Here is a 21,096-nt window from a genome sequence, read left to right on the forward strand (position 1 = left end):
ACTGGAGGAGACGACCATGAAAATATTTAAAACTCTCAGCGCGACGTTGCTTGGGCTGGCCATTGCCGCGCCTGCGGCAGCCGAAGAGTATAACGCAAACCATTTCTTCGCCGAGCGGCATTCGATGGTGCGCGGCCCCTATGTGGACTTTGCCAAACGTGTGGCCGAACGCACCAATGGCGAGGTGACGTTCCGTGTGTTTTCCGCAGGCTCCTTGCTGCCGCCGGCTTCGTCCTTGCAGGGGGTGCGTGACGGTGTGGCACAGGTCAGCTATCATGCTGGCACCTACACCCCGGCCGAGTTGCCGATTGCCAACCTGATCGGCAACATGGCGTTCTACAATACCGATCCGATGGTCATGGCCTTTGCATCGACCGAATTCGGCCTGACAAATCCTGCCGCCCTCGCAGAATGGGCTGACAATGGCGTAGTGTTCGGCGGTGGCTATTCAACGTCGCAGTATTTCATGATGTGCAACACAGACGTTGAAACCCTAGCAGATGTAAAAGGCAAGCGGATGCGCATGGCCGGTGGCGCTTGGTCCCGCTTTGCCGAATTTGTCGGTGCCGTTCCGGTTTCGATCCCGTCAAGCGAGATGTACACTGGGCTTGACACAGGGTCGCTGGATTGCGCGGTTGCGGCTGCGGATGCCCTCGACAGCTTTAGTCTCAAGGACGTCGTCACCTCGATGAATACTCTCGCCATCGGCAACTACTACGCAGGGTTTGAATGGGGCTATAACGCAGGGTTTTGGCAGGGGCTGACCGCCGAACAGCGCCGCGTTCTGTTCGATGAAATGGCTTATGAGCTGGCGCAGCACCGCGTCGCGTTTGACGCCGATGTTGCCACAGCCGTCGCTTCGGCAAAAGACGCCGGCATGACTGTTCTGGACCCTGACGCGGCCTTGCAGCAAGCGCTGGCCGATTTTGTCATCGCCGACGAAGCTGCGCTGATTGAAAACGCAACATCGCGCGGTGTGGAAAATCCCGATCAAGTTCTGACAGCCTTCAAAGCGGTCATCGACCGCTGGGAAGCGTTGCTGAAAGATGTTGATCGCACCGACACTGAAACACTCGCCGCTTTGGCGCGCAGCGAAATCTATGATCGGCTCGATGCTGATACCTACGGCGTCAACTAATCGCCAAATTACTAAGGGGGCCATCGGCCCCCTTTTCAATATTACGGAAGGGAGGGACAGAACATGAAAACGAACTGGCGATTATTCGCTTTGGGTCTGGTGTTGTTATTTGTCGGATCAATCGCGGCTCACTTGGTGCAAACGACAAACGGGGTCACCATTAAGGACGTCCGTTTTGTCGGTGCCAATGGCAATCTGCAAAGCGGACTACTCTACGTGCCCGAAGGCGTCACAGCCGAAGCAAAAGCGCCGGCCATCTTGGCGGTACATGGCTATATCAACACGCGCGAGGTCCAATCCGGCTTTGCCATTGAATATTCGCGTCGCGGTTATGTAGTTCTGTCTATCGACCAAACTGGTCATGGCTACTCCGAGGGGGCCGCATTTTCGGCCGGTTTTGGAGGACCCGCAGCGCTGCAATATCTGCGCAGTCTCGATATTGTTGATGTCGATAACATCGGCATGGAAGGCCACTCAATGGGCGGCTGGACGGTGTTGGCGGCGGCAGCCACCTATCCCGATGATTACAAATCCATCGTCCTCGAAGGATCCAGCGTCGGCGCGCCCTTTGCAGCCGAAGGCACCGCAGACTGGCCACGCAACGTGTCGGTCGTGTTTTCTGCATACGACGAATTTTCAAGCCTCATGTGGGGCGTGGATAAGGCCGATGATGTAGAAAAAAGCCCAAAATTGATGGCGTTTTTCAGTTCTGAAACGCCCGTCGAGGAAGGCAAGATCTATGGCGACCTAGCCACGGGCAACGCGCGCATCCTGTGGCAGCCACCTGTGACACACCCCGGTGATCACCTGTCACGAGCGGCTATTGGGCATTCGGTGGATTGGTTTGCGCAAACACTGAACGGCGCACGCCCGTTGCCTGCCGACAACCAAATCTGGTTCTACAAAGAGTTTGCCACGCTAATCGGATTGTTAGGCTTCGTGGTGCTGATCTTGGGCACGTTGAACGGATTACTGTCCCTGCCCTGGCTGCGCGACCTGAAAGCGACACCAGTAGATGCTGCGCATACGACGCGCGGTGCAAAGTGGTGGGGAATATTTCTGTTCAGCGCGCTGTTCCCGGTGGCGAATTATTATCCGCTCTTCAACTTCGCTGAAACTTTGTTTCCGGCCTCAGCATTGCTACCGCAGACCATCACGTCACAGGCTGCGTTTTGGGCCGTCATCAACGGTGCCGTCGCAGGGCTTGTCGGGCTCGTGATCCGCACGCAGCCGGTCGTCTTCCCGATCAACATCGCCCGGTCACTGGTGCTGGCGGGGGCTGCGGTATTTGTGGGCTACCTTTCGGCTGTAATTGTCGATTTCTTCCTCAAGGTTGATTTTCGCTTCTGGTTCGTTGGTGTCAAATTGCTGACCGCTGAACGATTTGTGACTGCGCTGGTCTATCTCGTGCCCTTTACAATCTACTTCGTTCTGGCGATGCGCGCTTTGCATGGGGGTCTGTCTGTTGCGGGGCAAAGCCTGCGCGCAACCTACACCTTGAATGCGCTGGCGCTGATGGGTGGGTTTCTAGTGTTCTTAATCTTGCAATACGCCGCGCTGTTTTCCAACGGCATACTGCTGACACCATCCGAGCCATTGAACACCATCGTCATGTTTCAGTTTGTGCCACTGCTGCTGACCGCGGCGATTATCAGCACGTTCCTCTATCAAAGAACCGCAAGCTATCTGCCCGGTGCCTTCGTGAACGCGCTGCTGGTCACATGGTTCGTGGTTGCAGGGCAAGCCACACAATACGCTGCTGGATAACGACCAGTGAGCCCGTCGCACAAGCTTTGCCGCGCGACGGGCTCAATTAAAGCGCCTCAAGGCCTACGCCAGTATTGTTTCTCGGGCCAGTTCCGATGGCATCCCCCACTAGGTTCCTCGCACCATTCAGTTACGCCTAAAAGAGATTGAGATTCTTCGGAAAGACGCAGATCAATTTGACAAGATTACGATTGGTAGCCACTAGAAAGTTCGTAGTCATGGTCGTATTATTGCCAACGCAATGGTACGCAACTCTCTGCAACACCTGCAAGGAACTCGTTAATGGAATACTGGAATATTACTATCAAAGCGCCAACGGCAGACACAACCGCCCCCAGGCTATCCGAGCAATCGATCGCGGAAGTTCAAAAGGCGTTGGCAGGGCAACAACTTCTCAATAATGAGGTGTGCGTCATTCTGTACGGTCAATCTCAGAGAAGCATTAGTGGCCTCCAACCGAGATAAGCGGGTTACGGCAGGGTTGGACTACGCGAGAAGACCGATACGGATCTCGCCCCCCTAGTCAGCGCGACATACAGGTGCTCTTTCGACATCGCGTTACCTGGTCGATCCGCATCCAAGATTACAACGTGATCAGCCTCCAGTCCTTTCAGGAGAAGAGTTGAGCCTACAGCTTTTGGCGGAATTACCCTACCTGCGTGACGGCGTTGTTCGCGAAGACCGGCGATAGCTGCTGAAAGACTACCGCCCGGGGCCGTCATTGCGATTTGGAGTGCCTGGACCATTATGTTGAAGGCACTTTGTCGATAGACTCGTCTGTCACGGTCGCCTGCCATCGCTTTCAGAAATTGCACGGCCTCGAGGTATCCGCCCCCTTGAACCAGTGAGATGGCAGCAACCTCAGGGGCGTTTGGAGGTGTGCGATTACGATTTCCTAGGATCGACTGAACGCGCCCATTGAGTTTATCGCCATACACGTTCGTCATGACCTTGATAAGGAATCCAATGCAGGCATCCAGGAGTTCTTGACCTGATTTTCCGTCCATTTGGTTTGCATCGCCTACGACATCACGGAGATCTACTGGCTCGACAACTCCAACTCCCTTTGCGCGGCTCGCGAAATTGTGTCGCGAGGCCGCTTGCATGGAGTCGCCAATTATCAGGATCGTCTCATGAGGGTTGGTTTTGGCTACATCGTATTGCAAAGCTATCTGGGCTGCTGCGTTGGCGTTTTGATCCGCGCCGAGAGGATGCCACGCGACGCGCGAGGGAAGAGTGCGAAGATCAATCGTGTGTCCAGCTTCCAATGCCCCGCGACTGGCAAGAAGCCATGCTCCAAGATCGTTGGCGCCAGCGTTGTTCCAGCGCCAGGGGATGTCCAACCGCCCGAGTTCAGGAAAGGTTGGGACCACTTGTGTCGTCCAGTCCGGAAGCGGGTCGCCACCAAACCCAAAGATTGCTTGCATCGGATCACCGAACACAACCGTTGGAATTGCGTTCGCGAGGCCAGAAGTGATCAGGTGTTGGCTCACCGAACAGTCTTGGTACTCATCGACCAAGACCCGCGAATACGTTGCGGCAATCTCTGAATTGATGGCCCCAGATGCACATAACCCACCAACCGCGTTTTGCACTGCGGTGTAGTTGGGCGCATTTTCCGGATCATGCAGGTATCCTGCTCGCTCCGGAAACATGGAGATAATTGTCAGTGCCCAGCCCGCAATCGTATTGAGCCTGTAGTTGGACGCTGGCACGCCATCTCGATGCAACCTCTGCCTTAGCGCGGCAACGCCAGCGGTGGTGTGGGTAAGGACCAGGACCGGCTTACCTTCTGCCTGAACAATGGTCTTTGCGATCAACTCGGTCTTGCCGCATCCTGCGGGAGCTATGACATGCCCGCGTTGCGCCTGAAGTATGTCGGGTACGCCAACCACCTGAGTTTACACACCGACAGGGGAATTCGCTGGCTGCGCTGTCGGCGATGTGCTGATCCATTGCCAAAGCGAATTCAGGGGTGCCGCGAAAATTGCATCTGTATTTTGCCAAGCCGGGGCAATGACTTCCCTCAACGCCCGTTCAGCAGGCTCAATGTCTTTGAACCATTTGCCATCGCCAGCGCATTGCCCCAACACAGGTCGCATTACATCGACAAAGTGATCTCGGCATTGCTGTAGATTGTATTGACCGTTGCTCGCGTGACGGATTTTTCCATCAATGGAGTCTTCAGATCGCCATGCGCAGGCAATTGAAAGAAGCCCTGGTATCTGCGCCGCGGGCACTGATGCGAAGATTGCAGCTTCGGTGGAATACCCATCTTGCCACCGGAACACAGAAATGCCGTAGGCTGCCAATTCCGCATATCTCGCGGCATCGTAGGCGACATCGGAGTCCATGAACAAAGCGGTTCGATAACCCATACGCGCAAAGATTTTAGCACGTTCCGTCATAGTTGAGCCGCCACCATCGGCCCAGTGGCAACCGTTTGCTAGCAAACTCCTCTGATCAAGGCTTTGCCGCCACAAATCCAACCCTCGGATTACGCCAATCTCTGTCTTCCCCTCACAAACAATGACACTCGGTGCGAGAAAGGCGTCTGCGCACGCCCTCAGCGTCTTCTGAGCGTCTTCAGATTCCCCAAGTGGGAACACAGCATTGGAAGTCGTCTTTGTTGCAGGCTGAATGAGTTCACCGTTATTAACCACGGCGGGTGTAGTGGTGCGCGTCGCCCGCACTGCATGTAACTGAATTGACGATAGCTCACGCAATACAACTGGCGAGTGTGTTGTCAAAAAGACTTGCTGCGAAGCATCGTTTGATTTTGCACCGAGCGAATCAAGCAAGCGTATAATCCGGTAGGGTTCCAAGCCAAACTCTGCTTCGTCAATGATCGAGATACTTGATTGACCTGCGACCTTTTGAAGTCCTGCGACGAGCAAGCGCATGGAACCGGAACCAAGATTCTTGAGCGGAACCTGATCTTCGTCGTGAAGGGCAATTGCACCCCCTGAAAACGTTACCCCTTTTACGTCCAATAGGGCATTCACCTGCTCAACGGGGATTCCCATGTTGTTGGCGATGGTTCTGGAGGTCGCAAGCACTTCATCGACGCCATCACATCCCTGCTCTGCAAAAGCCTGCCGGGCTTGTCTGGATGCAGCCGCCAAAGCGGCTGACGCCTGTGTCTTGTCGGAAGAGAGCTTCCCGAGCACGGATCGCGGGCCCAGAGCCATATGGTGTGATGCCACGGTGCCGAGCCGTGTTGGCGCAACTAGCTGCCGATGCTTCCATTGAAGGTTCCGCTCACGGCCCTCGGCTGATGGGCCTTCAGAAAACAGCAACCATTGCGGCTCCAAATCGTTCCTTACAATCAACCGAACAGTCAACACCGTTTCCAGCGCTGCGGATGTCTCGTTGTGAATAGCCCCGGTCTGCGGGTCCCAACCTCGCAGAAAGTGGCCGTATGCCTCTAGGTTTAGCAACTCATCGGGAAGAGCTCCCAGTGTCACATCGATCACAATTGGCTCACCAACCAGGCATCTGTGGAAGTCAGCATCGGTAAAGACAATGCTCTGTCTAGTCCCCACGGTGAGTTCTATTGCATCGAGAATGGTCGATTTTCCGCCGTCTCCCGGCCCAATCAAGCAATTGATGCCTGGGTTCGGCCACCACTTTAGTGCCTTGATGCCTCGAAAATTGGAGATCGAAATTTCTCGGATGACAGTCATAATTCACCTCTAACATACTGGGACAGTAGCATGTTTACCTCTTGCCCTAAAGTTGTGTTTGGATGCCCTTTTGCAAGCGATTCAGTCCATAGGAATGAAGCGGTTGTTGGATAGTCGGGGTCGAAGGGCCGCTTCGTACCGCCGAGCAGAAGTTTGGCAGTTTTTTGGGAATGCAGCCGCAGCGAAAGTCCGGAATGACGAGCCGCAGTGCAGCGGCGAGAGATTTCTCCCGAGGTCCGGTAATGGGATGTACCGGCTGCTTCACCCAGCAGGTTAGGCTTTGCCTACTTCTGCACACAGGAGAAGTAGCATGGCGAAGGACTCAATTGATGAGCTGATGTCGATTGGCATCGATATTGGCAAAGACACATTCCACATCGTGGCATTCGACCCCGACGGGCAATTGGTGATGCGCAAGCAGATCAAACGATTGGCGCTTGTTGCGACGTTTGAGAAACTGCCCCGTTGCGTGGTCGGCATGGAGGCGTGCCTCAGCGCTCATTTTGTCAGCCGAACGCTCCGCAAGATGGGCTTCGAACCGCGGATCATTCCCGCGATCTACGTGAAGCCGTTCACCAAAGGACAGAAGAATGACTACAACGACGCGGAGGCGATAGCTGAAGCAGCATTGCGACCCAATCTGCCGGTTGTCCCCGAGAAGAGCCAAGAACAGCTCGACTTGCAGGCGCTACATCGCGTTCGGTCACGGCTCGTGTCGCGACGCACGGCGACGATCAACCAGATCCGCGCATTCCTGATCGAACAGGGCATTACGGTTCGCAAAGGTTTGCGGGCTCTGAAGAACTCATTCGAGACGATCCTGGAAGAGCGAAAGGATGAGATATCGCCGCGCATGCGGACCATCCTGATTGGGCTTTACGGTGATTGGCTCTGGCTTGATGATCGGATCGAAACCGTCTCCAAAGAGATTGAGTTGATCAGTCGAACCGAAGAGAACTGCGTAAATGTCATGACTATTCCCGGCATTGGCCCGATGATTTCGACGGCGATGGTTGCTGCCATTGGCACGGGGGAGGCGTTTGGCCGAGGCCGCGACTTCGCCGCTTGGGTTGGGCTTGTGCCTCGACAGTTCAGCACAGGCGGGCGAACGGTCCTTGGGCGCATCACCAAACGGGGCAGTCGATACTTGCGGATGCTCTTCGTTCAGGCCGCAAAAGTCATTCTGATGCGCACAAATAGATGGCCAGACTTCAGCTTTGGGGATTGGCTCGCCAAAGCGGCGGAACGGATGAATCGCAACAAACTGGCGGTCGCTCTGGCCAACAAGCTGGCGCGCATGGCTTGGAGTATCTTGCGGAATAAGACGGCGTTCGACGCCAACAGAGACGAGATTGCCATCGGCGTCTAATACACCGAGGCAATCCAAAGGAGTTCGCGACTGAAAGAAAGCATGGAACGGAACGATTACGCCCCCAGAGTCTGACGGCCCAAACGGTCATCATGGACCTTGCCGGTAATGAGATCACGGCGCGTGCGTAACCCCAACAAGGCCACGACCCGCGTGTCGATCAGTAGGCCGGATACATATGAGCGACTTCCGAGAACATGCGAGAAATCATTTGCGAACAGCAGCCGGTACATACATTTGGGCCGTCACCGTCGGCCAAGTCGACCCAGTCTCGCCAGCTGCGCCAGCATTTTTGACCCCGAGTCTGCGGATCCTGTGCCTCCTGCGGAACCCGTCTGCCCCATGCCTTGCCTCACGGGCATCTGCTGCACGCCGAAGAACTGCCGCGCCCTGAGGGCTGCGTATTCTGCGCCACTTGCGCCTCCGATCAGGTAGCGATTGTAGGCCTGCTGGCTGCCCACGGCGGCGCGGGCAAAGCTGTAGCCGCCGCCGAGACCACCGGAGAGGGCGGGCATCATAATATTTCCGGAGATCGCGCGGACGATGAAGGGCGTGGCAATGATGAAGCCCTTGGCCATGAGCACCATCATGAAGAAGGGAATGAGCGCGCCGATGTTTGAGGCTCCCTCCGGGTCGCCGAGTTCGCCGATGAGGGCAGAGGAGACGCCCGTGATTGTCGCGAACACACCGGCCACGACTATGGGGTAGAGCGCGAAGGAGACCAGCGCCGACAGCCAGCGCGCGAAGTAGTCCTTGGTGACCTCGAAGAGGGTCAGGAAAATCATCACCGGTGCGATCCCGATCAGAAGTGCGATCATCAGGCGGGATGCCACGAGGATGAAGGCGGCCAGCCCGCCGAGGATCGAGAGCAAGAGGACCCCGACAATGTCGAGCATGGCCCCTGCCATCCAGTTCAGCTCGGACCCAGCGGCGTTGAGATAGTCCCCTAGTTCCGCGATTAGCCGGTCAAACTCTTCTGCGAAAGTGCCAGAAGGGCCGGGAGTTCCACCACCAACGGAAGCAACCAGCGCACCCGCAATGCTGTCGATCCCGGCCAGGATGGCGGAGGAGAGGGCGTTGAACTGCACCCAGTTGGTTGCAAATATCCCGATGAGCCCGATCTTGACCGCGAGCCAGAATGCCGTGCGTCCGTCCATCGCCTTGTACTGGTAGATCATGTTCAGGAAAACGAGAACCACCACCAGCGTTGTTCCCAGCACCAGAAGCGTGCCAACCGTTGCCGCAACCGATCCGAACTGGGTTTCTGCGGCGGTGTCGAGATAGCCCTGGGAGGTTTCAACGAAATAGGTGACGACGCTCATCGGGGATCAGCCTTACCAATTGCCCGCGGCTTCGCAGATGGCCTTGGCGGCAGGGCGGGCGGCGTTGGCGCGGCGGTTGTAGGCGTCCGAGGCCTGCAGCATCTCCCATCGTTCGCCACTCGCGTGGACCTCGCGAAACATCGCCTCGGCATCGTCCCAGGACGGGAACCGGATCTCGCAATTGCAGCTGCCAGTCTCGACGATGCGCTCAAGGTTTTGGGCACGGTAGATGTCTTGGACCAGCACGCGCTGATAGGCTTGGCGCAGGGGGATTTCTTGCATCCAGCTGAGTTCAGCGGGGCGGTCCGGACAGACATCGAAGCGGCGCTCCAAGGTAGGGACTAGGTCGCGCTCGGCGAACGCGGGGGTGAACGTCAGGCTGAGGCCGAGGGCGAGCGCAGCCAGGGCGAGGCGAAACCGCGTCACTCTCATGCCGCGGTTCCAACTGTTGTCGTTTCGCGCTTCAGAAACACTGTGTGCCCGACATTGGCGAATTCCGAGGAGCTGATCGACACCACCTCCCAGCCTTCTGCACCTTTGGCATTCAGGCTGGCCTGCATGTCGGAAAGGCCGGTCTTACGAGTCATGGGAAAGGACAAGATATCGTATTCAAAGGTCTTCATGGGGAAGCTCCAATCTCAGTTGCGCCGGGCAGGTAGAATTCGGTGATGCCGCGTTTGCCGTCATGGCGACCGGCCTGGATGATCACATCGATGGAATTTTCGATGTACTGGATCATGTCGGCATAGGTCATCGGGATTTCGGTCTTGAGTGCCGCGATCGCGAGCCGCTGCACGGCGAGTTGCGGGGTTTCGGCATGCAGTGTGGTCATGGACCCGCCATGGCCGGTGTTGATGGCTTCCAGGAAGGTCATGGCCTCCTTGCCGCGCACCTCGCCCAGGATGATCCGGTCGGGGCGCATGCGCAGCGTGGCGGTGAGAAGCACATCTGCGGTCTGGAATTCCGCGTCGCGATTGGCGATGAGGGTCACGGCATTGGGCTGGGTCGGCAGAAGCTCGGCGGCTTCTTCGATGGTGACGATGCGTTCCTCGGCCGGCACATGGGCGAGGATCTTGCGCGCGGCCACGGTCTTGCCGGTGGAGGTGCCGCCCGAGACGATCATGTTGAGCTTGTTCTCGACGCAGAAGGCGAGCGCATCATCGATCAAACCCGCGGCCACCACTGCGCGCAAGGCGCGCTTTTTTTCGACGCGCAGGTCTTCGAGCTTGCGTTCTTTGCCATAGAGAAAGTCGAGCGCGATACCCTCGAGCGGCAGGCTTGAGAAGAACCGCAGGCTTATCGACATGGCCGAGAGCACGGCGGGCGGGGTGATGACTTGTGCGCGGATCGGGCGCCCCTTGTAGGTAATCGATACCGAGACGATGGGGCGGTCCTTGCTCATCGTGGTATTGGCCGAGGAGGCGATCTGGTTGCCGAGGTCCCTGACCTGAACGCCCGTCAGCCTCTGGTCCAGCGCGCGCATGAAGTGATCGCCCTGGAACTCGCCCCAGCAGGTTCCGTCTGGGTTGATGCAAATCTCGATGACATCGTCGCGGGCGGCGGCGTCGATCCGGTCGAGCGAGGTTTGAAGATAGCTCAGCGACATGGGCTCAGAATATCTCCAGATCGCGGTCGACCATGACCGTGACGCGGGCGCCCTGGTCGACATAGATGACCGGGCCGATCGAGAGGTAATCGCCAATCACACTGTCCGTGGCATCGGCAAGATCATCGCCCACGTCTTCGAGCACATCCGCGGCGGTTTCGTCCTGCACATTTGCAGCGGCTGCACTAGGCGCGGCGGAGATCAGTGAAATCAGCGCGGCCGAGCCGAAGCGCTCGTCAAAGCGCGTGTCGACAAAGCCGGTGACGCCGGAGCGACCCAGTTCATCGCCCCCAAAAGAACTGATCTGGATGGTCTGGTTGTCGGGCAGAATGATCCGGTCCCAAGCGATCGTGACCCGGCGCTGCGCGATATCAACGCCCGAACGATAGCGCCCGATGAGGCGGGATCCACGCGGGATCAAGAGCCGAGAACCGTCGAAACTGAACACGTCTTCGGAAACAACGGCCCGGGTCTGGCCGGGCAGAGAGCTGTCGAGGGCGGTTTCCATGACGGCCTGGATCATCGTGCCCTGGATGATCGTGTTGGAGGGGTTGGCGATGACCTCAGCTTGCGTCACCGAAGTGGGCAGCGCACCATTCAGCACAAAATCCGTCACTTCCCCAAAAGTCCGTTCGGTCAAAGCAGTTTCATTTGCGCCTGAGGTGCCGCCAAAGGCGATGGTGGGCGAGGTGATGCGGCGCTCCTGAAACGCGCGCTCCTCAGCAGCGCGGCGTTCAAGTTCCGCGAGCCGTCGTGCTTCTTCCTCGCGGCGCAGCCGTTCTTCTTCCCGCGCGCGCAACTCGTCCTCGGTGGGCCCGGTGGGTGCGGGGAGGGGGCGGTTGGCCTCGAGTTGGGCCAGTTCCAGATCCATGCGGAGTTGCTCAAGGCTGCGATCCCGCGCCGTCAGTTCGTCCTGGAATCGTTGCTGTGCGGCTTCCGAGGCGGCTTGGAGCGCAGCGATCTGAGCGGTCAGCGCGTCGATCGCCTCTGCGGCGGCGGTGTCTTCCTCGACGACCGGTTCAGGGGCGTTGCGCAATTCCTCGATCTGAGCCTGCAGCGCGGTGATCTGCGCCAGAAGCTCCGCGTTGGGCTCGACTGGATCGGGTCCGACAAACACAACCTCGGGCTCGGGCGGGGGCAATGTCTCGATAGCGCCAAAGCCGTCCCCCTCGTTTTGGAAGACGTCTGGTGTGGCCGTCGGCAAGGCTTCCTCTTCGTCGGGCTGTGAGAGGAGATAAAGCAGGGCACCACCTGCGCCGATGACGAGGACCACGATCAGCGCGAGAAGGGGCGACCGGCGCTGCGCCGCCGTGGGGGCGCGGGGACTGCCTTTCTCAAGGGCGGCGAGGCGTTTTTCCAGCTCGGTGTTCTCAGTATCGCTCATGAGGCGGCCTCCGCGGGCGGGATCGCCTCGATGCAGACCACCTCTTCGCCAAGTCGCAAGACCCATTGGCGGTTTACGCCGCTGACGCGGATCACGCCGTCTTCAGGAGTTTGCGTGTTGACCGTGCGCTCGTGGCCGCCCGCGTAGCGAAAGATCGCTGGCACAGGTGCGTTCCGCGGAAACGCGAAATACGTGAACGTCCCGTCATCCCAGATGCGCGTTGGCGTGAACTCGGTCCGCGCGCTGGTGCCGTAATTGTAGTTCGGCGCTTGGGCGGCGATGGCCCGGGTCGGGCGCGCATCGTCCTCCGGATAGCGGAACTGCACCACATAGAAGGTCGGGCTGCGGACCTCCTCGACGTTGAAATAGTAGCTTCGCCTGTTCGTGTAGACCGTCACATTGGTATGCACCCCGCGCGCGACGGGCTTGATCGCGAAGGCCTGGCCGCCCGGCACGCCATCGATCTCAAACCCTTCCGTGTCGCCTGCGATAATCGAGCGGATGCTTTCGCCCTCGCCGAACTCGATGGTGGTCACATGGGTGAGCGACACGCTGAGACGGTAGACCTGACCCTCCTGGTAGCTGGCCAAGCGCACCCGATTGTCGTTGGGACCGCCACGCGGGATGGCTTCGGCGGCGACCAACCCCGGCAACAAAACGATAAGGACAACAAATGCAATTCGTACGGGAAACAAGATCAGTTCTCCAATCTGTCGGAGCGGATGGAATATTCGAGCACGGTGAACCCAAACGGATTGGTCCAGACCTCATCGATGGACCGGCGGGTCTCGGGACGGAACTCGAAGAGAAGGGTCGCGGTGAAGAGCCCGGTCTGGGTGCCGTTGATGGAGGTCAGCCGCTTGCGCAAGCGCACGGTGGCGCGGTTGGATCCGATCCGGTTGATGCTGAGGATTTCCACGTCGAGCCGGGCATTGGGGCCATAGACGGTCGGTGGATAGTTTTCATTTGCGCTGTTCCATATCTGGCGCAGCCTGCTCTCGGCGGCCCCGTCCGAGCGGCGCAGGACGCTGAGGATGCGCAGATCGTTATCGAGCTGATTGTAGATCTCCCGGTCGGTCACATAGCGGAAGACCTCCGCCTCGATGATCGCCTGGTTGGCGGTCACCGAGGAAGCGCCCACCGAGGCCTCGGGGAGTGCAAAGCCGGTGGCGGGATCATAGGGGACAACGACGGGGGGTGGGTCGACATCGAGGATCGCGACTGCTGCTGCGCTCAGACAGCCGATGATACCGAAGACAAGGCCCATCAGGCCAAGGCGTTGCCAGAGCCGTTCGCGGCGCAGCGCGCCATAGACCAGTTCTTCTTCGATGATTTCTTGTTCAGTCGCCACCCGTCATGCCCCCACGATCAGTCTGCCCGGAGGTCCGGCAACGTGAAATCCATGAAGCGCTGCTCTTCGGCGATGGTGGCGGCATCGATCACGCCGCCGGTGCCATCGCCCACGGTCTGGATGGCTTCGAGTTGCCACATGGCGACCAGTGCAATGGCGAGCTCCGCGGTCACGCGCGTGTTGAGATCGACGCTTTGCTTGAGCTCTTCCATGTCGTCGATGAGCCCGACAAGGCGGTCGACCCGCTCGAGCGATTGGCCGGCATCCTCATAGCTGTTCTGGGCCGCCGCCGAGACAAGGGCACCGGTGGTGGCCTGCGTCGCCACGCGGTTGGCCCCGGGATTGCCGCTCGTGGCCATTTCCGAGAGGGTTTCATCGTCAAATCCGAGATCGGCCAGCACCCGATCCATCTGGGTTTCGATTTCGCCTGCGCCGGAGCCCGAGAGGCCCGAGAAATCTCCAGTCTTGATCGCCTCAATCGTGGCGAGGATGTCCCCGAACTCCTGGTCGAGCAGACCGTTCAACTCGTCTTCCATTTCCGTCCGGATGATTTCTGGAAGCTCGGCGAGTCGGGTGAGCGCTTCATAGGTTCTTTGCAGCTCCGCGAGTTGATCCGTGAGTGTGGCAAGCTGTTCGCGGAGCTGCGTCAGCTGCTCGTTTTGCAGGATCTCGTCTTCGATCATCTGCCGCAGCTGCTGGATGTTTTGCGCGATGTTCTGGGTATCGACGACGGGCACGCCTTGCGCGAGGGCAGGGGATAGGGCGCCAAGATGCAGACCAACCCCAAGTGTCGTGGCCAAAGCTGTCCTCAAGAGCAGATGTCCCATCATTCAATCTCCCTGATCGTAAAATCCATGAACGCGCCTTCGGCCATGCGGGCGCTGGCCTGGGCCAGCTCTTCGGCGGAGAGTACGCGGGTGCGGGCGGCCTGAAGCCGGATGCGGGCAGCCACGAGACGCACGAGTTCGGCGCGGGCATAAGTGTTGAGCGCAACGCTCTCCTGCACATCCTCGGTCTCGGAAATCCGTTCGACGATATCCGCAATACGCAGGGCGGCTTGCCTGATCGCGGCGGGTGAGTTGTTGCCATAGAAGGCCGCGCCGTGCCCAGTGAGCGAGAGGTTGGCATTGGCCAGAAGCGCGGGGTCGATCGTGCCAAGCGCTTCGATCCCGCCGATACGGGTCAAATAGAGGTTATAGCGTTCGGGGATCACCTGGACGTAGTGCTGGGTCTCGCGAAAGGGCGGAACGCCGCCATACTCGAAAACCCGGCCGGGTCCGGCATTATAGGCCGCAAGGGCGTTGATGATGTTGCCATCGAATGTGTTGAGCTGGGTCGCGAGATAGCGCGCGCCGCCATGCACCTGCAGGTAAGGGCTGTCATAGTATTCCGGGTTTATGCCCAGATCGCTGGCCGTGCCCGGCATGATCTGGGTGAGGCCATAGGCGCCGACGGGAGAGCGTGCACCGATGGTGAAACGGCTTTCCTGCCAGATCAGCGCTTGCAGCAGCGCGCGCCATTGGACGGGGGAAAGCCCTGCGCGGCCAACACCCGCAAAGCCGCTGGTCTCCTGAGCCACGCGGATGATGAGCTGCTCGATGGTCTCAGACACATCCCCGAACATCTGTTCACCGCCGGGATTGGGATCTATCTGGCCCGTGCCATAGACCGCCGCCACCGAGCGGTCGGGATCCCCGCTGCCGCTTTCCAGCCCCGAGACCATGGCGGGCAGGCCCTGACCGCCGAAGCTGGTCTGGGCATCGAGGATGCGTCGGAGGGTTTCCAGCTGCTCCCGTTCGATCTCGGCGATGAGTTCGCGCACGGCAAGCTTGTCCGCCTGAACTGCCAAGTCTGCTTCGCGATCGCCGGTCTCGACGATGTCACGCGCGGTCAGCCCACTGTCATTGGTCGGCACGCCTTGAGACAAGACGAGACCGGGCAGCAGGCAAAACGCGAGGATATGAGGCAGGCTAGACTTCAATGTCGCCCTCCGGCGCGCCGAGCGGTGCGAAGTGGCAATCCTGGGCTGTCGCTGCCGTCGAGGCGAGAAAGGAAAAGCAATTGGCCTGCGGCTCCCGATACTGGGTGCAGGAGGCCAGCGCGCCGAGCGCAGCCAAAGCGATAAGAATACGGATCATGAAAGCCTCCAGAAGTCTGGGCGGTCGCGGTAATCGGGGCCGACGAGCGCTTCGCCCTTTTCCATGCCGCCAAGGATCGTGAGATTGGGCCCGAGGGCGCTCAGATCGGCATCGACGACGATTGAGCCCTGGTCGTCGCGGATCAGCGCGAGGCGGCTGTTGCTGCCCGTGTTCAGAAGGACGTCGAGCTCCTTCTCCGTCAGGTTCAGCATGGCGTAATCCGCAGGCTGCGCGCGGATTTTGGGCAGCAGGATCTGCGTCGGCACCGCCTCGATGATGGTCTTGCCGGTCCGGGTGCGCTCGAGCTGGCTCGCGTATTGCGTCATCATCACCGCGACGGTGTTCTGCTTGCGCGCGGTCACCAGCCAGTTCGACAGCCGCTCGGCGAAATACGCGTTATCGAGGGCCTTCCAGGCCTCGTCGATCACGATGATGGTGGGGCGGCGATCCTCGATCTCGCGCTCGACCCGGCGGAAAAGATAGGACAGGACCGCCATCCGTTCCTTGTCGGCCTCGCTGTCGAGAATGCCGGTCAGATCGAAGCCCACGACATCGCCCTTGAGCGAGAACGTGTCCTCGAGGCTCTGCCCGAAGATCCAGCCATAGCGGCCGTCTTCGGTCCACTCAAGCAGGCGCTGGTGCAGATCGCCGCCATCATCGGTGGACACAAAAAGCGACGCGAAATCCCGCCAGTTCCGCAGGGCCGGGTTTGTGGCCTGCGCGTTCTGGCGCACGACTTCCTGGATGCGATTGGTCTGTGCCGGCGTCAGGGGCTTGTCGGCGCGGTAGAGAAGCGTGGCAAGCCAGTCCGAGAGCCAGGCGGTCCCCCGCGCATCGGTTTCGGTCCAGAGCGGATTGAGACCCGTGGGCTGGCCTGCGTTCAGGGAGGCGTAGCGCCCGCCATTGGCGCGCACCGCCATCTCCATACCGAGACGGTAGTCGAAGACGAAGATCCGCGCCCCTGCTCGACGGGCCTGGGTCATCAGGAAGGCCGAGAGCACCGATTTGCCCGACCCGGGCCGCCCCATGATCAGGGTATGGCCGCTGGTCGGTTCTTTGTCGGGCGATCCCTGCTCGTGATAGGAAAACCGGTACGCGCTCTGCTCCGGCGTGGGCAAATAGGTGACGACCCGGCCCCAGGGGGTAAGTGCTGCAGGTTTGCCGAGCTGTGTCCGGTGGAAGGCCGCAAAATCCGCGAAGTTGCGGTTGGTGACGGCGCTGGCGCGGACGCGCTTTGGCTGGTTGCCGGGGTGCTGGCTGAGGTAATGCGCCTTGGCCGCGACCCGCTCGCCAATCATCTTCACGCCTTCGGTTGCCGCGGCGTTCACGATCTCCGCGCTGAGGGTTTGCAGTTCTTCGAGCGTGTCGCAAAAGAGCGTCACGACCATGTGATGCTCGCCGAAGCTTTGGCGCTTGGCCTCGAGATCATCGGCGGCGATGTCGAGGGCTTCCATGAGCGAGAGGGCCGCATCCTGGCTGGCCTGCATCTGGCGCTTTTGCCGCTTGATACGGCCCGCCATGAGGTTCGAATTGATCGGCGTGAAGGAGTGCGTCACGATCATGTCGACCGGCAGGTTCAGCATGTCGAACATGGTGCAGGAGGTGCCTTCCGAGTATACCCCGATGGTGAAACTCTTGCCGTAGCGATGCCCCACGACGCCTTCCGAGAGCTCGAAATGATCGCCATGAAACGTCACGCGGGTATTGGCGACGTTGAAGGACAGAAAGCCGTAGGTGTTTGCCGGGTAGAGCGGCAGCTCTTGCCCCGTGTTCAGTGCGCCCAGAAACCCCACCAACTCTCCCGATCCCGCTGACAGCAGGCGCGGCTTGAGCTCGGTAAGCCCCGAGAGGAAGACGTTCACGGCCTCGCCCAAGCGCTGCAGGCGCTTGCGGGTCTCCTCTCTCAGGCGGTCCGGTGCGCTACGGCTGAGGAACGGCAGAAGGCTTTTCGGGGGTGGGCGGTGAATGACGGTGAGCGTCAGCGTCTTGTCGCGGAGCCCGCTGGTCTCGAGTTTCGCGCGCCAGCGCCGGTCCACCTCGCCTGCGAAGCTATCCTCGCGGATGGGGTCGAGATCAGGTTTGACGGCCTTGGAGACCTTGTGGACGTAATAGCTGAATTCCGGCCCGAGCTGCGCGACGATGCGGGCAAAAAGCGCCGTCACCTTGTCGAGATAGGCATCGTCGGTCGTGTAGCTGTTGATCCCCTCGAGCCGGATGCAGCGGAAGAGTTCGTTCACCCGGGTCCGCACGGTCTGGTCGTCAACGAGGCTCACATAGGGCAGCATATGCGCGAGGCGGGTCTCGCGCGCATACCAGTCCGGCGTCATTGTGCGGGCATCGAGCGCAGCATCACGGGCGTCATCACGGGGCATAGCTATCCCCGCCATGAATGGACCTGTTGCGCGTGGGCGGTGTCTCCTGCAGGGCCGTCATCATCACGTCGATGAAACGCGGGTCCCAATCCGCGGCCTTCCACAGCACCGGATAGAGCAGGGCCGCGACAGCCAGCACCGCGATATGCTGGACCCAGACGAATAGGAGCACCGAGCCAAAGAGCCAGACCATCGCGTACATGATGGGCAGGCCCAGAAGCTTCGGCGGGCGCACGAGGCCGAGAAAGAGAGGCGCGCGCTCAGCCACCGGCAAAGACCGCGGCAACGATGGTGGGGGCTGCCGCAACACCGGCGATGCCGACAAGCACCCAAAGCGCCTGGCGCAGATCGATGATGTTGAAGAACCAGCTGAGAAAGACCCCGAGAACTGCAAGCGTCGCGATGACAACGCCTAGTGGGCCGGTCAGCGCATCGACGATGCCCTGCAACAGGCTCTGGATCGGGGAGAGATCGATGCTCTGTGCAAGCGCTGGCTCTGAAATGAGCAGGAAGAGCGCCAGTGAGGCGACAAAGAGGTTTGAAATCCAACTTGTTTGGAAAAAGCGGTATCGCCAATGCACTGCCGCGCTGCGCGCTCTCGTGACATTGCCGATAAGTGTTTTGAGGAATGATTTCCAAAAAGGTTGGGACATCATGAATTTGATCCTTCCAATCGGGCCACGACGGCCATGACGCGGGCCACGTGGTTCTGGGTTTCTCGGTAAGGGGGAATGCCACCGTGTTGGCGCACGGCATCGGGTCCCGCGTTGTAGGCCGCAAGCGCCAGGCGCGGATCGCCGAAGCGCTCCAGCATCATCGCGAGGTAACGGGCAGAGCCGTCGAGGTTCTGCAACGGATCGCGCGGATCGACGTCGAGATCACGCGCGGTGGCGGGCATCAGCTGGCCAAGGCCAATAGCGCCCGCGCGGGAGACCGCATCCTGCCGGTAGGCGCTCTCAACCTCGATATTGGCCCGGTAGAGGGTCAGCCAATCCGTCACGGAAAGCCCCGCGCGACGCAGGCCGGGATGGCCGGCATAGCGCAAGGCCGTGGTCTGAATCCCGGAGAGGACATCGGCGCGGGGCAGGGGAGTCGGGCGGGCAAGGGCCGCGCCTTGGACGCCCTCTTGCTCGGCCTCTACCTCGCCGAAGATCGCAATCCCATCGGAGGCTGAACCCTGACCGATGCCGTCATTGTAGTTCCGCGCAAAGCTGTTCTGAGACTGCGACGGGGTCAGAGAGCCGTCGCTCTCCATGACCAAGACCATTTGCGCGGAGGCTGGCGCGGCGACCAGCCAGAGGCAGACGAGGTTAGTTGTCAGCGCCCTTGTCTGATGGGGCTTTGTCTGACGGGGCAAGTTTATGCGTGCGGCTTGTCCCCGCCTCAAGCGGCAGGTCGACATGCGCAAAGCCAAGGCCAATAAAGAAAGACACCACGCCGGAGATCGTCTTGAACTCGCGGATCTTGATATCGTTGTAGGTCGTCCGCGTGCGGGCGGTGACGAGGAGCTTTTCCACGCCCTCGTCAGAGACAACGCGCATGATCCAGACCCCGTAATAGCTGGGGCCTTTCTTATGAGCCGACTCCTGGCACAGGATTTCTGCGCTATAGCCGCTTTCCACGAGTTCGCGGAACCTGGCTTCCGTAACCACATTTGGTGCTTCGATGTCCCAGTTCATGGCCCGGCTCACGCTTTCTCCAATGGCGCGACCCCAGGCATTCCCACTTGAAGCCCAGAGTTACGATAGTATACTATCAACCGCAAGATGTAATATCGTGCTTTAGCTGTAGTTTGGTCACGCAAACACTAGTCACGGCCAGTGTCTGCGATCAAGGAGATAACAGGTTTGAGAAACCCAAGGTTGACAGGCCTGCTCCCAATGCAAGCTATGGTCCTTCTGATCTGCGTTCCCGGACCAGTTTTGGCGGAATCCTGCTTCGCCCCGGCCCGTCCTTTCATGCCTAGCGATTCGCAGGCAGCGCGGGACTATTCGGACATCATCCGTGGCGACTTCGAAGATTACATCCAGGATATCCAGAGCTACTTCCGTTGCCTCGACAGCGAGCGCGCCCGCGCCTTCGAGGAAGCGCGCGAAGTCAGCGAGGACTATGGCCGATTTCTGCAATTGGTAGGGGATTGATGGGCAACCTCGGGAGCATCAGACTTGCAACCCATGGAAACCAGACGCCGATAACACCCTCATATATCTACTTTTTAGATAACAGATTTCATCCGCTAGCGACGTCACAAAAGGTATGTGACGCGTGGCAAAGACAATTAGAAGCAAAGGGCAAGTGGCACTCTGCCAGGCGTTGGTCGACGCGCGCATCAAAGCGGGCCTCGGCCAGAAAGACTTGGCGGATAGGCTCAGATGCCACCAATCCCTTATTGCCCGTCTTGAAAGCGGTCAGCGCCGGGTCGACGTTGTCGAACTGGTCGTTTTGGCGCGTGCCATCGGCTTTGATCCGTTCCAGCTTCTGGCGATCGTTGAAGCCGCCATGGAGCCCGACCACAGGATTTGAAGCCAATAAATTGTTGAGAACACAGGAACTCATTTTCCCGTACTGATGATCATTCCCTCATCGCGGTCCAGTTAGCCAACATCAACGAAGCCCGGCGCGCGGTCGTATTGAACGCTCTGCAACCCCACGCCGCAATTCGCAGCGCCACAGTGCAGGAAGTCAATAAACAGTGAACGAAGATAAGGGTGAGGGCGTCGCGATCGCCAATCTGATTGGGACCGATGGGTGCAGTGTTGTTGGTTGGGTTTATCGCTGGAGTACAGGCTCACATGCGGTGATGTGGGACGTCTACGGACCCCAGCCGGTTTCGGAAACCCGGCCGGATATAAGTGACGAACAGAAGCAAGAAATCGACTTCGATGCGCTCATGCGGATTCGAAAAAGTGACAATGGATAGGCTTCTCAGGCAGCCGCCAGTTCATATTGATAGAAAGGGTCTG

At 59.3% G+C, this 21,096-nt stretch carries 23 protein-coding genes; 5 read left to right on the forward strand and 18 right to left on the reverse strand.

Translation table 11 applies throughout. From position 1 onward, the window contains the following. Nucleotides 1-16 precede the first annotated feature (16 nt). Both Z947_RS0100940 and Z947_RS0100945 read left to right on the forward strand, forming a co-directional pair. Nucleotides 17-1,138, forward strand: a complete 1,122-nt coding sequence (locus Z947_RS0100940; RefSeq protein ID WP_025042436.1) for a C4-dicarboxylate TRAP transporter substrate-binding protein — start codon at nt 17-19, stop codon at nt 1,136-1,138. A gap of 63 nt (nt 1,139-1,201) precedes the next feature. Further along, nucleotides 1,202-2,905 carry an alpha/beta hydrolase family protein gene (locus Z947_RS0100945; protein WP_025042437.1) on the forward strand — a complete coding sequence of 568 codons (1,704 nt, stop codon included), beginning with the start codon at nt 1,202-1,204 and terminating at the stop codon, nt 2,903-2,905. Between the two features lie 470 nt (nt 2,906-3,375). Here Z947_RS0100945 and Z947_RS0100955 read toward each other — a convergent pair whose 3' ends face one another. Both Z947_RS0100955 and Z947_RS0100960 read right to left on the reverse strand, forming a co-directional pair. Next, the gene (locus Z947_RS0100955; RefSeq protein WP_025042439.1) at nt 3,376-4,800 is read right to left on the reverse strand and encodes a UvrD-helicase domain-containing protein; all 1,425 of its coding nucleotides are present in this window, start codon (nt 4,798-4,800) and stop codon (nt 3,376-3,378) included. Between the two features lie 6 nt (nt 4,801-4,806). Next, nucleotides 4,807-6,591: an ATP-dependent nuclease gene (locus tag Z947_RS0100960; protein ID WP_025042440.1), complete on the reverse strand. Its 1,785-nt coding sequence runs from the start codon at nt 6,589-6,591 to the stop codon at nt 4,807-4,809. Between the two features lie 310 nt (nt 6,592-6,901). On the opposite strand from Z947_RS0100960, the gene Z947_RS0100965 reads away from it, so the two are divergent. After that, nucleotides 6,902-7,960 carry an IS110 family RNA-guided transposase gene (locus Z947_RS0100965; RefSeq protein ID WP_025042441.1) on the forward strand — a complete coding sequence of 353 codons (1,059 nt, stop codon included), beginning with the start codon at nt 6,902-6,904 and terminating at the stop codon, nt 7,958-7,960. 56 nt (nt 7,961-8,016) lie between these two features. Here Z947_RS0100965 and Z947_RS22015 read toward each other — a convergent pair whose 3' ends face one another. The 16 genes from Z947_RS22015 to Z947_RS0101045 all read right to left on the reverse strand — a co-directional run bounded on the left by Z947_RS22015 (nt 8,017) and on the right by Z947_RS0101045 (nt 19,812). Next, nucleotides 8,017-8,193 (reverse strand): hypothetical protein, encoded by a 177-nt coding sequence (locus Z947_RS22015; protein WP_156026599.1) that lies wholly within the window; start codon nt 8,191-8,193, stop codon nt 8,017-8,019. Between the two features lie 12 nt (nt 8,194-8,205). Beyond that, a complete protein-coding gene (locus tag Z947_RS0100975; protein ID WP_025042442.1) occupies nt 8,206-9,282 on the reverse strand; it encodes a TrbL/VirB6 family protein in 1,077 nt (358 codons plus the stop codon). Between the two features lie 12 nt (nt 9,283-9,294). Further along, a complete protein-coding gene (locus Z947_RS0100980; protein ID WP_025042443.1) occupies nt 9,295-9,714 on the reverse strand; it encodes a hypothetical protein in 420 nt (139 codons plus the stop codon). Beyond that, the gene (locus Z947_RS0100985) at nt 9,711-9,905 is read right to left on the reverse strand and encodes a DUF4177 domain-containing protein (RefSeq protein ID WP_009808068.1); all 195 of its coding nucleotides are present in this window, start codon (nt 9,903-9,905) and stop codon (nt 9,711-9,713) included. Before Z947_RS0100985 ends, Z947_RS0100980 begins: the two co-directional genes overlap by 4 nt. Next, complete coding sequence (locus tag Z947_RS0100990) at nt 9,902-10,888, reverse strand: ATPase, T2SS/T4P/T4SS family (RefSeq protein WP_025042444.1); 987 nt, start codon at nt 10,886-10,888, stop codon at nt 9,902-9,904. Before Z947_RS0100990 ends, Z947_RS0100985 begins: the two co-directional genes overlap by 4 nt. Before the next feature lie 4 nt (nt 10,889-10,892). Continuing rightward, on the reverse strand, nt 10,893-12,272 hold the full coding sequence (locus Z947_RS0100995; RefSeq protein ID WP_025042445.1) for a TraB/TrbI/VirB10 family type IV secretion system protein: 1,380 nt from the start codon (nt 12,270-12,272) through the stop codon (nt 10,893-10,895). Next, nucleotides 12,269-12,967 carry a TrbG/VirB9 family P-type conjugative transfer protein gene (locus Z947_RS0101000; RefSeq protein WP_025042446.1) on the reverse strand — a complete coding sequence of 233 codons (699 nt, stop codon included), beginning with the start codon at nt 12,965-12,967 and terminating at the stop codon, nt 12,269-12,271. Before Z947_RS0101000 ends, Z947_RS0100995 begins: the two co-directional genes overlap by 4 nt. A 2-nt stretch (nt 12,968-12,969) precedes the next feature. Then, on the reverse strand, nt 12,970-13,623 hold the full coding sequence (locus Z947_RS0101005) for a VirB8 family type IV secretion system protein (RefSeq protein ID WP_025042447.1): 654 nt from the start codon (nt 13,621-13,623) through the stop codon (nt 12,970-12,972). A gap of 17 nt (nt 13,624-13,640) precedes the next feature. Continuing rightward, nucleotides 13,641-14,450 (reverse strand): type IV secretion system protein, encoded by an 810-nt coding sequence (locus Z947_RS0101010; protein WP_025042448.1) that lies wholly within the window; start codon nt 14,448-14,450, stop codon nt 13,641-13,643. After that, entirely contained in the window at nt 14,450-15,604 is a 1,155-nt protein-coding gene (locus Z947_RS0101015; RefSeq protein WP_025042449.1) for a lytic transglycosylase domain-containing protein, read from the reverse strand. Before Z947_RS0101015 ends, Z947_RS0101010 begins: the two co-directional genes overlap by 1 nt. Next, the gene (locus Z947_RS22195; protein ID WP_169737470.1) at nt 15,594-15,761 is read right to left on the reverse strand and encodes a hypothetical protein; all 168 of its coding nucleotides are present in this window, start codon (nt 15,759-15,761) and stop codon (nt 15,594-15,596) included. Before Z947_RS22195 ends, Z947_RS0101015 begins: the two co-directional genes overlap by 11 nt. Then, nucleotides 15,758-18,133 (reverse strand): VirB4 family type IV secretion/conjugal transfer ATPase, encoded by a 2,376-nt coding sequence (locus tag Z947_RS0101025; protein WP_025042450.1) that lies wholly within the window; start codon nt 18,131-18,133, stop codon nt 15,758-15,760. Before Z947_RS0101025 ends, Z947_RS22195 begins: the two co-directional genes overlap by 4 nt. Beyond that, complete coding sequence (locus tag Z947_RS0101030) at nt 18,123-18,401, reverse strand: VirB3 family type IV secretion system protein (RefSeq protein ID WP_025042451.1); 279 nt, start codon at nt 18,399-18,401, stop codon at nt 18,123-18,125. Before Z947_RS0101030 ends, Z947_RS0101025 begins: the two co-directional genes overlap by 11 nt. After that, the gene (locus tag Z947_RS20670; RefSeq protein WP_037938508.1) at nt 18,394-18,678 is read right to left on the reverse strand and encodes a TrbC/VirB2 family protein; all 285 of its coding nucleotides are present in this window, start codon (nt 18,676-18,678) and stop codon (nt 18,394-18,396) included. The genes Z947_RS0101030 and Z947_RS20670 overlap by 8 nt, the downstream gene beginning before the upstream one ends. 107 nt (nt 18,679-18,785) lie before the next feature. Next, entirely contained in the window at nt 18,786-19,400 is a 615-nt protein-coding gene (locus tag Z947_RS0101040; protein WP_025042453.1) for a lytic transglycosylase domain-containing protein, read from the reverse strand. Between the two features lie 43 nt (nt 19,401-19,443). Next, nucleotides 19,444-19,812 carry a hypothetical protein gene (locus tag Z947_RS0101045; protein WP_025042454.1) on the reverse strand — a complete coding sequence of 123 codons (369 nt, stop codon included), beginning with the start codon at nt 19,810-19,812 and terminating at the stop codon, nt 19,444-19,446. Nucleotides 19,813-20,022: 210 nt separating this feature from the next. Here Z947_RS0101045 and Z947_RS0101050 point away from each other — a divergent pair, with 210 nt between their 5' ends. Then, nucleotides 20,023-20,274 carry a hypothetical protein gene (locus Z947_RS0101050; protein ID WP_025042455.1) on the forward strand — a complete coding sequence of 84 codons (252 nt, stop codon included), beginning with the start codon at nt 20,023-20,025 and terminating at the stop codon, nt 20,272-20,274. Between the two features lie 124 nt (nt 20,275-20,398). Next, on the forward strand, nt 20,399-20,656 hold the full coding sequence (locus Z947_RS0101055) for a helix-turn-helix domain-containing protein (RefSeq protein ID WP_025042456.1): 258 nt from the start codon (nt 20,399-20,401) through the stop codon (nt 20,654-20,656). Nucleotides 20,657-21,096 lie beyond the last annotated feature (440 nt).

The organism is Sulfitobacter geojensis, from assembly GCF_000622325.1.
Lineage (GTDB): Bacteria > Pseudomonadota > Alphaproteobacteria > Rhodobacterales > Rhodobacteraceae > Sulfitobacter > Sulfitobacter geojensis.

Bases quoted from the DNA above. Each gene is read 5' to 3' on its own strand.
- Z947_RS0101050 (WP_025042455.1), top strand. From the start codon at position 20,023: ATGGTCCTTCTGATCTGCGTTCCCGGACCAGTTTTGGCGGAATCCTGC.
- Z947_RS0101010 (WP_025042448.1), bottom strand. From the start codon at position 14,450: ATGGGACATCTGCTCTTGAGGACAGCTTTGGCCACGACACTTGGGGTT.
- Z947_RS0100995 (WP_025042445.1), bottom strand. From the start codon at position 12,272: ATGAGCGATACTGAGAACACCGAGCTGGAAAAACGCCTCGCCGCCCTT.
- Z947_RS0100945 (WP_025042437.1), top strand. From the start codon at position 1,202: ATGAAAACGAACTGGCGATTATTCGCTTTGGGTCTGGTGTTGTTATTT.
- Z947_RS0101040 (WP_025042453.1), bottom strand. From the start codon at position 19,400: ATGGTCTTGGTCATGGAGAGCGACGGCTCTCTGACCCCGTCGCAGTCT.
- Z947_RS0101045 (WP_025042454.1), bottom strand. From the start codon at position 19,812: ATGAACTGGGACATCGAAGCACCAAATGTGGTTACGGAAGCCAGGTTC.
- Z947_RS0100975 (WP_025042442.1), bottom strand. From the start codon at position 9,282: ATGAGCGTCGTCACCTATTTCGTTGAAACCTCCCAGGGCTATCTCGAC.
- Z947_RS0101025 (WP_025042450.1), bottom strand. From the start codon at position 18,133: ATGCCCCGTGATGACGCCCGTGATGCTGCGCTCGATGCCCGCACAATG.
- Z947_RS0100985 (WP_009808068.1), bottom strand. From the start codon at position 9,905: ATGAAGACCTTTGAATACGATATCTTGTCCTTTCCCATGACTCGTAAG.
- Z947_RS22195 (WP_169737470.1), bottom strand. From the start codon at position 15,761: ATGATCCGTATTCTTATCGCTTTGGCTGCGCTCGGCGCGCTGGCCTCC.
- Z947_RS22015 (WP_156026599.1), bottom strand. From the start codon at position 8,193: ATGTACCGGCTGCTGTTCGCAAATGATTTCTCGCATGTTCTCGGAAGT.
- Z947_RS0100990 (WP_025042444.1), bottom strand. From the start codon at position 10,888: ATGTCGCTGAGCTATCTTCAAACCTCGCTCGACCGGATCGACGCCGCC.
- Z947_RS0100980 (WP_025042443.1), bottom strand. From the start codon at position 9,714: ATGAGAGTGACGCGGTTTCGCCTCGCCCTGGCTGCGCTCGCCCTCGGC.
- Z947_RS0100965 (WP_025042441.1), top strand. From the start codon at position 6,902: ATGGCGAAGGACTCAATTGATGAGCTGATGTCGATTGGCATCGATATT.
- Z947_RS0100960 (WP_025042440.1), bottom strand. From the start codon at position 6,591: ATGACTGTCATCCGAGAAATTTCGATCTCCAATTTTCGAGGCATCAAG.
- Z947_RS0100940 (WP_025042436.1), top strand. From the start codon at position 17: ATGAAAATATTTAAAACTCTCAGCGCGACGTTGCTTGGGCTGGCCATT.